Here is a 13,917-nt window from a genome sequence, read left to right as displayed (position 1 = left end):
TGTTAAAATACAGTTAAAATTTTATGAATGAATACTCATTCAGTTCTTGTTTTCCATCATAAAGTACGTTATAAGCATTGTCAACGCTGTGTTTACAGATTTTTTTTGAAATTATGAATGTCTGTCCACAGCGCTATAAACGAGAGAGAGGAGGGAGATAAATCAGGTCAACGAATGACCTGTAGTGGTATGTAATTCAAGAATAATATACGCGTAACCTCAGTTTTCCTCCAAAGAAAAGCCTTGTCTGTCCTTGACGGTGAAGGCAGGATACACTTGTGCCATCGATGTAAGCGCTTCATATATCGTGCTTGTTTTGTCATGATAAATGTGATTTTTGTAATTGAAAATTTCATTAATGGGGGTGGTGCGAAAAGCGGAGGAATAAACTGAGGATTTCTTACACAAGGGGCTGATGGAAATGATTTGGCAAATCGTCAATGCGCTGCTCTTTGTCGGTATAACAGGCTGGGCGGTCTATATGTTCGCTTCTGTTGTGTATCGCCGGTATTTGTACATCCGACTGGGACAGCCAGCCAATTTAAAGAAAGATTTGAAGGAACGTCTAAACCAATTTTTTATTCAGGTATTTGGTCAGAGCAAGTTGTTTAAAGACCGCAAGAGCGGAATCATGCATTTTATTGTTTTCTACGGGTTTATTATTTTGCAGTTTGGTGCCCTGGATATTATCTGGAAGGGGTTAAGCGGACGCAACTTGCCGATTCCCGGACATGACGCGTTCATTTTGATGCAGGAGATTACGGTAACTCTTGTTCTTCTGGCGATCGGTTATGCCGCCTACCGGAGGTACGGCGAGAAGCTGAAGCGTTTGAAACGGGGTTTTAAGCCGAGTATCGTCGTGTATTTCATCACTTCGCTCCTTGCTTCCGTGCTGCTCACGATGGCGTTTGAAAGAGTGATGGAAGGACTTCCTCCTTCCGGATTTGCACCGATTTCATCGGCAATCGCTTCTCTCTTTACCTGGATGTCGCCTGCTGGAGCTACCGTTTCATATTTTGTGTTCTGGTGGATACATCTCCTTATTTTGCTGGCATTTCTGGTTTACGTACCGCAGTCCAAGCATTTTCATCTGATTACGGCGCCGGTCAACATTTTAGTGCGCAGAACAGAGCCGGTAGGGCGTTTGAGCACATTGGATCTGGAAGATGAAGAAGCTGAGGAATTCGGTGTTGGCAAAATTGAGGATTTCACGCAGAAGCAAATGCTTGACTTTTACGCTTGTGTGGAGTGCGGGCGCTGTACGAATGTATGTCCTGCCTCGAACACCGGCAAGCTGCTATCCCCGATGCATATGATTGTAAAGCTTAGGGACCATCTGACGGAAAAAGGGGCTGCTCTTACTTCCAAGTCACCTTGGATGCCGGCTGCGGTATTCGGATCAGCGGGTGTTCATAGGATGGATACAGATGCAGGATTCCTTGCAGATTGGAAAGGGGATGGAATCACCGATATTAATCCGACGATGGAAGCTCAGATACGGGCATGGCATCAGGTAGAGGGTGTGTCTCCCCAGGATGTAGAGCTGCTGGGCGGAGTGATGACGGAAGAGGAAATCTGGGCTTGCACGACATGCCGCAATTGTGAGGATCAATGTCCTGTAGCGAATGAGCATGTGGACAAAATCATTGATTTGCGCCGTCATCTGGTACTGATGCAGGGCAGTGTCCCACAGGAGGGCCAGAGAGCGATGATGAACATCGAGCGCCAAGGCAATCCATGGGGCATCAGCCGGAGCGACCGCAGCAAGTGGGTGACGGAAGTGGATCCGGACGGCAGTCTCGGTCTGGAAATTCCGACGGTGAAGGAAAACCCAGGATTCGAATATTTGTTCTTTGTAGGCTCCATGGGTTCCTATGACAACCGCAGTCGCAAAATCACCCGTGCCTTCGTGCGCCTTATGAATGAGGCTGGCGTGAACTTTGCCATTCTCGGTAACGAAGAAAAGAATTCGGGAGATACACCAAGACGTATGGGCAATGAATTTCTGTTCCAACAGCTTTGCAATGAGAATATCGAAATCTTCCAGAAGTACAACGTGACCAAAATCGTTACGGCCTGTCCGCATACTTTTAACACATTCAAAAATGAGTATCCGGAATTCGGGCTAGAAGCAGAAGTTCTGCACCATACCGAGCTGCTGGATCTTCTTGTGAAAGAAGGACGACTCAAGCTTACGCATGAAGTGAACGAGACGATTACGTATCATGATTCTTGCTATCTTGGACGTTATAACGATGTTTACGATCAGCCGCGAGATGTTCTTCGGGCCATACCGGGTGTTGAGCTGAAGGAGATGGAGCGCACTCGTGAGAACGGGATGTGCTGCGGTGCCGGAGGCGGCCGGATGTGGATGGAGGAAGATGAAGGCAAGCGGGTCAACCTCGCTCGTACCGAGCAGGCTCTCGCTGTATCACCAACGATGATCAGTTCCGCCTGTCCGTTCTGTCTCACGATGCTGGAAGACGGAACGAAGGAGAAGGAAGTTGAAGAAAGCGTGAAAACACGCGATATCGCTGAAATATTGGAGTTATCCGTATTTGGTCCATCTAAAATCCATGAACGGGAGGTTGTTATGCAATGAGCAATATCGTTACTAAAGAAGTTTCAAGCGGTTCTGGCACGATGAGCAGAACGATAACCAAAGCTGCCGTTATCGGCTCCGGGGTGATGGGGTCGGGCATCGCGGCTCATCTCGCAAACGCAGGGATTCCATGTGTGCTGCTTGATATCGTTCCGAAAACCTTAACCGCCGAAGAGGAAAAAGCCGGGCTGACGCTGGATCATCCTAAAGTTCGAATCCGGCTGGCGGCAAAAGCGCTGGCTGGATTGCCGAAATCAAGTGCCATGCCGCTGTATTCGCCCGATTTTGTCAAGCGAATTACGCCAGGTAATATAGAGGACCACTTGCACCTTCTGCGAGAAGCAGATTGGATCATTGAGGTGGTGACGGAGCGGCTGGAAATCAAAAAGAGCATTTTGTCGCTTATTGAAAGTGTGCGAAAGGAAGGGGCTATCGTCAGCACGAATACCTCCGGCATTTCCGTAAACGAAATGGCTGAGGATTGCAGTGAGGAATTCCGGCGTCATTTTCTGGGCACCCATTTCTTCAACCCGCCTCGTCATATGAAGCTGCTTGAGATTATTCCAGGTTTTGATACAGATCCCGAGATTACGGCGTTTATGGCCGAGTTCTGTGAGAAACGTCTGGGCAAGGGTGTCGTCATTGCGAAAGATACACCAAACTTCATTTCAAACCGGATCGGCACATACGGCCTGCTGGTGACTTTGAAGGAGATGATCGAAAACGGATATACGGTGGAAGAAGTGGATGCCGCGACCGGTCCGGTGCTTGGTCGTCCGAAAAGTGCTACCTTCCGCACGCTGGATCTGGTCGGTATCGATACCTTTGTACATGTTGCGCGGAACGTGTATGACAACGTGCCAGATGGGGCGGAGAAGGATGTATTCACCGTGCCTGACGTTATGAAAGAGCTTGTCACCCGCGGCTGGACAGGAGAGAAGGGCGGTCAGGGCTTTTATAAAAAGGTGAAGGGTGAGCAGGGCAGCAAGATCCTTTCACTGGACCTTTCAACGATGGAATACAATCCGAGCGCAAAGGTCAGCTCTCCATCGCTTGAAGCAGCCAAGGCTGTGAAAGGCTCCAGAAAGAAAATCAAGGAGTTTCTTGGTACGCCGGACCGTTATTCGGAGCTGGCTTGGAATGTTATGAAGCAGGTACTCGTCTATTCGGCTGAAAAGCTGGGCGAGATTGCAGATTCCATTGCAGATATCGACAACGCCATGAAATGGGGCTTCAATTGGGAGCTTGGGCCATTTGAAACCTGGGATTTGATCGGCTTGCCGAAGTCAGTACAGCGCATGGAAGCTGAAGGATTAACGGTGCCTGCTTGGGTTAAGGAATGGATCGCAGCTGGTCATGAAACGTTCTATCAGCAAAAAGATGAGGGCCTCTTCCATTACTTCAAAGGTGAGTACAAGGGAGTGGAGGAGAAGCCTGAAATGATCTCCCTACGGGCTCTAAAATCTCAAAATCGTATTATTCGCTCCAACACCGGTGCTAATCTGATCGATATCGGAGACGGCGTAGCTTGTCTGGAATTTACCTCTCCGAACAATGCGATCGGGGCTGATATTCTCGTCATGATTCAGCAGAGTGTGGAGGAGGTTCGAGCCAATTACCGAGGACTTGTTATCGCTAACGAAGGACGGCATTTCTGCGTTGGTGCGAACCTGATGCTTATGCTGATGGAAGCCCAGAGCGGGGACTGGGATGAGGTGGATGACATCATCCGTCTGTTCCAGGGCAGCATGATGAAACTGAAAAGTCTGGAGAAGCCGGTCGTAGCTGCTCCGCATCAGATGACGTTAGGCGGCGGAGTGGAAGCGTGTCTGCCGGCAGACCAGATCGTGTTCTCATCCGAAACGTATTTTGGATTGGTTGAAACTGGGGTCGGTTTGATTCCTGCCGGCGGCGGATGCAAGGAGGTGGCGCTTCGTATCAGCGATAGTCAGCCTGATCCTGAGTCTGATTTACAGCCAGCGATCAACAAGATGTTCGAGACGATTGCGATGGCGAAGGCATCCAAAAGCGGTCATGATGCGATCCGTATGGGCTATGGACGCCCAATCGATACGGTGGTTATGAATCCGGATTACCGCATTTATGAAGCGAAACAGGCTGTTCTTGCCATGGACCGCGCTGGATATATGCCGCAGCAGCCGGGTCATGCCCGTGTCGTCGGTCGTGAGGGCCGTGCTGTTCTCCAGATGGGGGTTCTTGGTATGAAGCAAAGCGGTTATATCAGCGATCATGATCTGTTGATTGCGAAGAAGCTCGCGCATATTTTGAGCGGCGGCGATGTGCCGGCCGGAACCATAGTCACTGAACAGCATTTGCTTGATCTGGAGCGGGAAGCATTCCTGAGTCTGCTTGGAGAGGCGAAGACCCAGCAGCGCATGCAGCATATGCTTGCGAAAGGCAAGCCGCTTCGCAACTAATAAACCACTATAAGGTGAATGAGGTGAATGGTATGAGAGAAGCAGTCATAGTATCCCTTGCACGTACGGCAGTTGGTAAGTCAAAGAAGGGAAGTCTTGCACAGACACGGGTTGAGGATTTGGGGAAAACGGTATTGGAAGCGGTTATTGAGCGTGCTCCGGGGCTGAAAAAAGAGGACGTTGAGGATGTCATTCTCGGTTGTGCCATGCCGGAGGGAGAACAGGGGCTGAACGTCGCCCGGATTATTTCACTGTATGCGGGTTACCCGGTAACGGTCCCGGCACTGACAGTTAATCGATTCTGTTCTTCCGGGCTACAGGCGATTGCCTTTGCTGCGGAACGGATTATGCTTGGCCATGCGGATGTCATTGTAGCGGGGGGCGTTGAAAGCATGAGCCATGTGCCGATGACTGGCTTTAAGCCGGCCCCGCATCCAGGGCTGGTGGAGGATATGCCTGAGGTTTATATGGGCATGGGCCACACGGCAGAAGAGGTAGCGCGCCGGTTCGGCATCAGCCGGGAGGATCAGGATGCGTTTGCCGTCAGCAGTCATCGCAAGGCGGAAGCGGCTATTCGGGAAGGCAGGTTCCGGGATGAAATCGTACCAGTGAACGTGAAGCTGACGACGGCGGACGAACAGGGGAAAATACGGAACAAGGAGTTCGTATTTGATACGGATGAGGGTGTTCGCCCGGATACGTCGCCGGAAGGTCTGGCCCGTCTGAAGCCAGCCTTCGCGCTTGGCGGAACCGTTACGGCTGGTAACGCGTCACAGACGAGTGACGGAGCTGCGGCGGTAGCGGTCATGAGCCGTGAAAAAGCGGAGGAGCTTGGATTAAAGCCGCTGGCAACGTTCCGTTCCTTTGCCCTGGCTGGCGTAGAGCCGGAAATTATGGGGGTTGGCCCGGTGGAGGCTATTCCGAAGGCCCTTAAAATGGCAGGTATTACGATGGATCAGGTGAATTTGTTTGAAATTAATGAAGCTTTTTCTTCCCAATGCTTGCACATTATTCGTACCCTTGGGATCGATGAGAATAAGGTTAACGTTAACGGCGGCGCCATTGCTCTTGGTCATCCACTTGGCTGCACCGGCGCGAAGCTGACAGCAAGTCTTGTGTCTGAACTGACGAGACGCGGCGGCGGTTACGGAGTTGTAAGTATGTGTATCGGCGGCGGCATGGGAGCAGCAGGTGTGTTTGAGATTCACAGCGCGTAGCGAATGAAATCCTAAATGATGAAAGGGGAAATAATACATGAGCGAGAACCAAACTAAACAAGCAAAAATCGTAGGTGGCGGATTTGTCATAGATAACCCGGAGCTGGACCGGGTTCTTACACCGGAGGATTTCACCGAAGAGCATCGGATGATCGGTGAAACGGTGCTTGACTTTATCGATGGCGAAGTGATGCCGAAAGATGAAGAAATCGAGAAGTTGGATTATGAGCTGACCGTTGATCTTCTCCGCAAAGCCGGAGAGCTTGGCTTGCTTGGTGCAGATGTTCCTGAAGAGTTCGGCGGGGTCGGACTCGACAAGGTAAGCTCCACCATCATTAACGAGTCACTGGCTAAAGGCTCTTCTTTTGCACTGTCCTTTGGAGCCCATGTTGGCATCGGAACGCTGCCGATCGTGCTTTTCGGGACGACAGAGCAGAAAAAGAAGTATCTTCCGGATCTAGCGACGGGTACTAAAATCGCGGCCTACTGCTTGACAGAGCCGACCTCTGGCTCGGATGCGATGAGCGCCAAAACGACAGCCCGCTTGAGCGACGACGGTGAGCATTATATTTTGAATGGATCAAAATTGTATATTACAAACGCCGGATTTGCGGATATATTTATCGTATACGCCAAAATCGATGGTGAACATTTTACAGCATTCATCGTAGAGAAGGAAATGGAGGGCTTTACGCTTGGGCCGGAAGAGAAGAAGATGGGGATCAAGGGCTCGTCGACTCGTCCGCTTTTCTTCGAGGATGTGAAGGTACCGAAGGAGAACGTGCTGGGTGAGATCGGAAAAGGTCATCGGATCGCGTTCAACATTTTGAACCTCGGACGTTACAAGCTGGCGGCTGGAACAGTGGGTGCAGCCAAAGAGTCTATTGAATTGAGTGCAGCATATGCCAATACACGCAAACAGTTTGAGATGCCGATTTCCAATTTCCCGCTTATGCGCAAAAAGCTCGCCGAAATGAACATCACTTCCTTTGTCATGGAAAGTATGGTGTACCGCACGGCAGGGCTTTTGGATGAAGCGATGCAGGACATCGATTACAGCATTAATGATGCAGGAGCTCAGGCGGCAGCGGCCGTATCCGAATATGCCATTGAATGCTCAATCAACAAGGTATATGCCTCGGAAGGACTTGACTTCATCGCTGATGAAGGGGTTCAGATCCACGGTGGATACGGATATATCCAGGAGTACAAAATTGAGCGTATTTACCGCGACTCGCGCATCAACCGCATCTTTGAAGGAACGAATGAAATCAATCGTTTGTTGATTCCAGGCACACTTGTCAAGAAAGCGATGAAGGGGCAAATCGCTCTGCTGCAAAAAGCTCAAAACCTTCAGAATGAGCTGTTGCAGATCGTACCAGGACAGACGTTTGAAGGAACGCTTGAGCAGGAAATGCATTATTTGGATATGAGCAAGAAGATTTTCCTTCTCGTTGGCGGCCTGGCTGTCCAGAAGTTTGGAACGAAGCTGGAAAAGGAACAGGAGGCGCTTGCGAATCTGGCTGACATCATGATCGACATTTATGCACTAGAAAGCGCACTGCTGCGTACGCGCAAACAGATTGCGCGCACATCGGAAGAGAAGGCAGCCAACATGATTGAAATGACTCAGGTATTCGCGTATGAGGCGTTCCAGCGCATTGAAGCGTTGGCGAAGGAGACGCTCGCTTCGATAGAGTCCGGAGATATGCTGCGTATGCAAATGTCTGTACTGAAGAAGCTGACGCGCACCAATCCGGTGGACACAGTGGCTCTTAAGCGGAACATTGCTGCCCGTGTAGTGAAGAACGAGCGATATACGGTGTAGCTGGTTTCAAGACATTCGAAACATTAGGCTTCGAAAACCTCGAAACTAAACAATTAACAGAATCAGTAAATTATACTTGGGACTTGGCATATATTTTTACTATATAAGAATAAGACGATTGTTTAGATAAGGACGGGTGGAGTCGTTTCTATTTGGAGTAGGAGTGAAGGAAGCTTTACAGCATTCCGTAAGGAAAGGGTTGGTTTTTATATGCATGTAAAGCCTTGGCTGCCGTTTTATCCGGCTGAAGTAGCCCCCACTTATGATTATCCGAAACAAAATTTGGCGTTATTTCTTGTAACGTCAGCACAGAAATTTCCGGATCGGCCGGCGCTGTATTTTATGGGGAAAAGTATGAGTTATCAATCACTGCTGAAGTCTGCGTACCGCATGGCGCATGCGCTTCAGAGCAAGGGAGTGTCCAGGGGGGATCGGGTGGCAATTATGCTGCCCAACTGCCCCCAAGTTGTTATTTCTTATTATGGTGTGCTGCTTGCCGGTGGGGTTGCGGTAATGACAAATCCTCTATATATGGAGCGCGAGATTTCACACCAAATGAAGGATTCCGGCGCAAAAGTGATGATAACGATGGATATGTTCGTGTCCAGAGTCCAGAAGGTCATAGCTGATACCGATTTGAAACACCTGATCGTTACTTCTTTACCGGACTATCTCCCTTTTCCAAAGAATATGCTGTACCCGATCGTGGCTAAGAAAGCTGGTCCCCTTCCAGTAGTCACGTACGGCGAAACGGTGCATTCTTTTAAAAAGCTTCTTGCTGGTTCTTCGGACGTTCCGATATGTGAAAAGGTTGACGCTGAGAAAGATCTTGCGATATTGCAGTACACGGGTGGAACAACGGGTGTACCTAAAGGGGTCATGCTCACACATTACAATTTGATTTCCAACACAGTACAAAGTGCTCATTGGTGTTACAAAGTGGAAGAGGGCAAAGAACGCTATTTGGCGGCACTGCCCTGTTTCCATGTATTCGGGCTGACCGTGCTGCTTCATCAGGCGATCTATCGGGGAAGCGAGCTAATATTGGTTCCGAAGTTTGAGTTGAAGATGATTTTGGAATTGATTCGAAAAAAGAGACCGACGCTTTTCCCAGGTGCACCAACCATGTATATTGCACTTATTAATCATCCGAGGATCAGAGAATATGATCTTTCTTCCATCAATGCTTGTATCAGCGGCTCAGCTGCTTTGCCTGTTGAGGTCCAGGATACTTTCGAGGAGTTAACCAAGGGAAGGCTGATTGAGGGTTACGGTTTGACAGAGGCTTCCCCGATCACTCATGCGAATCCGATATGGGGCAGGCGGAAAATCGGCACGATCGGTGTGCCTTTACCAGATACGTATGCCAAGGTTGTGAACCCGGAGACGGGTGAGGAGGTTCCTATCGGAGAAGCGGGCGAATTGATCGTAAAAGGCCCTCAGGTTATGATCGGGTACTGGAACCGTCCGGATGAGACATTTGATACGCTCAGAAACGGCTGGCTGTTTACAGGGGACATGGCCACGATGGATGAGGAAGGATATTTTACGATCATCGATCGAAAGAAGGATATGATCATTGCCAGTGGGTACAATATTTACCCGCGGGAAATTGAAGAGGTTTTGTATGAGCATCCATCGGTGAAAGAAGCTGTTGTGGTTGGTGTCCGAGACGATTATCGGGGCGAGACCGTCAAGGCATTTATTGTACTGAAAGATGGGGCAAAGCCGGACCCTGCGGATTTGGAGAAATATTGCCGTAGTCAGCTTGCTGCCTATAAGGTTCCTAGGCAGTATGTGTTCCGTGATTCGCTGCCCAAGACCATGATCGGTAAGGTGCTGCGCCGGAAGCTGATGGAGGAGGAAGAGGAAGGCAGACCGACAGGCTAACATTTGAATGATATTCTCTTTTGATTGAGCTCTTCTGCAGTAGCGGCCATGTATATGCTTTTCCCGTGCGTTACTTTCGACATGTGGCATTCCTGAAGTGCATCGTTCGATAGTGGGCTGTTTCAGCAGTTGAGAAGTGCGGAAAATGACAGCGTTTTCCCCGGCTAGCATAGGAGATTGCTAAATATTCAATCCTGGGCCATACTTGATTAAAAAGGGCATATCTAACGAATGCTGTGATTGATATCTGGCAGTGGTTGACCGCCGCCTGACGTCACATCCAGCGCTGGGATGGGAACTACGCGGTGTGAAAACGTCGCTTAAGGTTTAAATCAGTCACGCAATTGATTTGCTTTGCCAGTGATTTTGTTGTCATGACCGTAAAAGGTTGGCTGCCGGGCATAAGACAGCAGCTGCTATCTGACGCAATGAGCGCGGATGGTGAAGAAAGGAGGTGCGTTCTTTATGCAACATGTGAATGCTGAATCGAACCTCAAACCTCGACTGAACGCAGAGGAACTCGAGGCATATATTCAGGCGATGACCAAGGCTGCAGAAGAGACTTTTTGGGGATATCTAGGTTGTAAGATGGAATCTGTCACGGAGGAAGAAGTTATTGTTACATTGGATGCTCAATCGCATCATTTGAATCCAATGAAGATTGTGCATGGCGGTGTACTTTCCTCATTAATGGATAATGCAATGGGCATTGCGGTTTTGCTGAGTCGTCCAGGTGAATCCACGGTAACTAGCAATTTGAATGTTCATTTTTTGACACCGGCGAAGGAAGGACGCCTGACTGTGAAGGCAAACGTCGTTCACAGTACGAAGCGGTCTGTAACGACGGAGTCCCAGATTACAGATGAGAACGGGGAACTGATCGCTATTAGCACAGGATCGTTTCGCGTAAAGTGATAAGAAGCATGGTTAAGAAAGTGTTATAGAAATAGAAGATTTATACGATACACATTGGCGATTTGGGCGGTTTCGCCAGATCAAAGAGGTCTGCCATCTTTATAATGAAGAGAGGCAGGCCTTTACTTCTTTAAAATCTAAGAAAGTATAGGTTTCACACGATCCAATCACCATAGATTTATACGCGAAACGTAAGCTGTGTCCCGTCAAAGACAGCAAGGCCGTTTACGTTTGATTGAAACGTTATCTTTTCCTAAAGAGATGTTCCATAAACTTCCTGTATGTTACCATGTCTATCTTGTCAATCGCATACAGCTGTGCTACAATAATAATGCTGTTTTTCTATTTGAAATCTTTTATATGTCATATTTATTGTCATAAATTTCGGGTGTTTACACGTCTAGGAGGTGGAAGTTTTGGTAGTGTTTTTTGAAGTACTGCTTGTTATTGCCTCGATTGCGATGATTACAATTGTTCTTCTGCAGAAAGGGAAAAGTGCAGGTCTTTCCGGTGCCATCTCCGGCGGTGCTGAACATCTTTTCGGTAAAAGTAAAGCCCGCGGTATGGACCTTGTACTGCAGCGCATCACTGTAGGTGTAGCGATCGCATTTATGGTTCTGGCAATCGTTGTGGCCGTCTTGAAATAGTACACGAACATAACCTTCGCTTATTCAGTATAGAAAAGCGGAGGTTTTTTTGTTGTTTGGGAACATTTTGGGCCATCGGGGGCGGTAGCGAAAAGACTCTGAGGAGACCAAAGTTTTATGAATAAACGCAGGCTATATTGCTGGTGTCAAGGATACCGGGGATTAAATTCGTGTATACTAGGGTATGAGTATTATGACGGTAAACTATGGATGAAATTTGCATAAAAAGACGAACAGGAGCGGGACGTTCCCTCGAGGTGATGAAATGATAACAGAAGAAATCATATTGGATTTTATGCGGAAAACGGACTATAAACCGATGACGTATCGGGAATTGGAAACGCATTTTGGAATAAGTAACGCCCAAGATTTTCGGGAGTTTCTAAAGCTGTTGAACGAATTGGAGCAGTCCGGAAAAATAATACTGACCAACCATCAGCGATACGGTGTACCTGAACGGATGGATCTGGTGCGCGGACGGGTTCAGGCTCATTCGAAAGGCTTTGCCTTTTTGATTCCAGATGATCGTGATCAGCCTGATGTCTATATTCATGCCAATGATCTGAAAAGCGCAATGAATGGCGACATCGTACTTGTACGTATTCATACCAAGGGCCCTGCCGGCGGTAAGCTGGAGGGGGAAGTTGTGCGTATTGTGAACCGCGCGATAACCCAGGTGGTTGGCGTGTTCCAAAACCATGAGGTATATGGCTTTGTGCTGCCGGATGATAAACGGATTAATCGGGATATTTTTATACCTAAACATGCGATGAACGGGGCAGTGGATGGCGAGAAGGTAGTTGTCAAGCTTGTCAGCTATCCGGAAGGGCAAGCTGCTGCCGAGGGGGAAGTCGTAGAGATTTTAGGCCACAAAGATGATCCGGGTGTAGATATTCTTTCGATTATTCGAAAACACCAGCTGCCGGAAGCCTTTCCGGATGAAGTGCTGGCTGAGGCTGATCAGGTGCCTGATGCGATTACAGAGGAAGAAATTGCTCAGCAGGGGCGCCGGGATTTGCGCGGGCTTAATATCGTAACGATCGATGGCGAAGATGCCAAGGATCTTGATGATGCGGTCAATGTGCAGCGATTGCCTAACGGAAACTATAAGCTCGGGGTACATATCGCGGATGTCGGTTATTACGTTCGTGAGGGCTCTGCGCTGGATCGGGAAGCTTATAGCCGGGGCTGTAGTGTCTATCTTGTAGACCGGGTTATCCCAATGCTTCCGCACCGTCTTTCTAACGGGATTTGCAGTTTGAATCCACAGGTGGATCGTTTGACGCTGTCGTGTGAAATGGAATTCAACGAACAGATGAAAGTTGTAAAGCACCACATTTTCAAGAGTGTAATTAAGACAAAAGAACGGATGACGTACAATAATGTGCGTAAAATTTTGATCGATGAGGACCCGGAGTTAATTGAGCGTTATAGTGACCTGGTGGAGGACTTTCGCCTGATGCGTGAGCTGGCGCTCAAGCTGCGGAAGCGGCGAATCCAGCGTGGGGCGGTTGATTTCGACTTTGTGGAATCCAAAGTTATTGTAGATGAGAATGGAAAAGCGATCGATATTGTCAAAAGAGAGCGTTCCATCGCTGAGCAGATCATTGAGGAGTTTATGTTGGCAGCCAATGAAACGGTGGCGGAGCACTTTCACTGGTTGAAGGTTCCGTTTATTTTTCGGATTCACGAGGACCCAGATCCGGAAAAACTGCAAAACTTTATGGCGTTTGCTGCGAATTTTGGCCATCATATCAAGGGTCGGGGGAATTCGATTCATCCTCGCGCCCTGCAAAATCTGCTGGAAGAGATTCAGGGGTCGAAAGAGCAAACTGTACTTAGCACAATGCTGCTTCGTTCGATGAAACAGGCGAAGTATGATGCGGAAAGCACAGGGCATTTTGGACTCGCGGCTGAATTTTATTCCCACTTCACGTCACCGATTCGCCGTTATCCCGACCTTGTCATTCACCGGGTGATTCGGGAGGTTATCGAGCATGGCAATATTCTGCCTGAGGCGCGTCAGGAATATTTGGCCGAAAAAATGCCTGACATTGCACAGCAATCGTCTGAACGAGAGCGCGTGGCGGTGGATGCGGAGCGTGACACGGATGCGCTGAAGAAAGCTGAGTATATGCTGGATAAGGTCGGCGAGGAATTCGAAGGCATCATCAGCAGTATCACCAGCTTCGGTATGTTTATTGAGCTGGAGAATACGGTGGAAGGCTTGATCCGTCTCGGTGGGTTAACAGACGATTACTACCATTTCGATGAACAGCATATGGTGCTGATCGGTGAGCGGACCTCGAAAGTATTCCGCATTGGCGATGAGGTGAAGGTTCGCGTGGCGAACGTGAACATGGATGAATACACTATCGAT

General features: G+C 48.7%; 8 protein-coding genes. All 8 read left to right on the top strand.

Translation table 11 applies throughout. The features are described from left to right. Positions 1-421 precede the first annotated feature (421 nt). On the top strand, positions 422-2,602 hold the full coding sequence (locus tag C8268_RS20245; RefSeq protein WP_106769336.1) for a heterodisulfide reductase-related iron-sulfur binding cluster: 2,181 nt from the start codon (positions 422-424) through the stop codon (positions 2,600-2,602). 41 nt (positions 2,603-2,643) lie between these two features. Continuing rightward, on the top strand, positions 2,644-5,040 hold the full coding sequence (locus tag C8268_RS20240) for a 3-hydroxyacyl-CoA dehydrogenase/enoyl-CoA hydratase family protein (protein ID WP_199794990.1): 2,397 nt from the start codon (positions 2,644-2,646) through the stop codon (positions 5,038-5,040). Positions 5,041-5,072: 32 nt separating this feature from the next. Further along, on the top strand, positions 5,073-6,257 hold the full coding sequence (locus C8268_RS20235; protein ID WP_106769334.1) for an acetyl-CoA C-acyltransferase: 1,185 nt from the start codon (positions 5,073-5,075) through the stop codon (positions 6,255-6,257). A 37-nt stretch (positions 6,258-6,294) separates the two neighbouring features. After that, a complete protein-coding gene (locus C8268_RS20230; protein ID WP_106769333.1) occupies positions 6,295-8,085 on the top strand; it encodes an acyl-CoA dehydrogenase family protein in 1,791 nt (596 codons plus the stop codon). A 210-nt stretch (positions 8,086-8,295) separates the two neighbouring features. Continuing rightward, positions 8,296-9,975 (top strand): long-chain-fatty-acid--CoA ligase, encoded by a 1,680-nt coding sequence (locus tag C8268_RS20225; RefSeq protein ID WP_106769332.1) that lies wholly within the window; start codon positions 8,296-8,298, stop codon positions 9,973-9,975. A 465-nt stretch (positions 9,976-10,440) separates the two neighbouring features. Beyond that, positions 10,441-10,890 carry a PaaI family thioesterase gene (locus C8268_RS20220; RefSeq protein WP_106769331.1) on the top strand — a complete coding sequence of 150 codons (450 nt, stop codon included), beginning with the start codon at positions 10,441-10,443 and terminating at the stop codon, positions 10,888-10,890. A 416-nt stretch (positions 10,891-11,306) separates the two neighbouring features. Beyond that, positions 11,307-11,537, top strand: coding sequence for a preprotein translocase subunit SecG (gene secG, locus C8268_RS20215; RefSeq protein ID WP_106769330.1), 231 nt, complete (start codon positions 11,307-11,309; stop codon positions 11,535-11,537). 265 nt (positions 11,538-11,802) lie between these two features. After that, positions 11,803-13,917, top strand: a 2,115-nt coding sequence (gene rnr / locus C8268_RS20210) for a ribonuclease R (protein WP_106769329.1), incomplete at its 3' end; no start/stop codon positions are given.

This window comes from Paenibacillus faecalis (genome assembly GCF_900289175.1).
In the GTDB taxonomy this organism is placed as follows: Bacteria; Bacillota; Bacilli; order Paenibacillales; family Paenibacillaceae; genus Paenibacillus_AQ; species Paenibacillus_AQ faecalis.
This window is presented reverse-complemented; position numbering and strand designations above follow the sequence as displayed.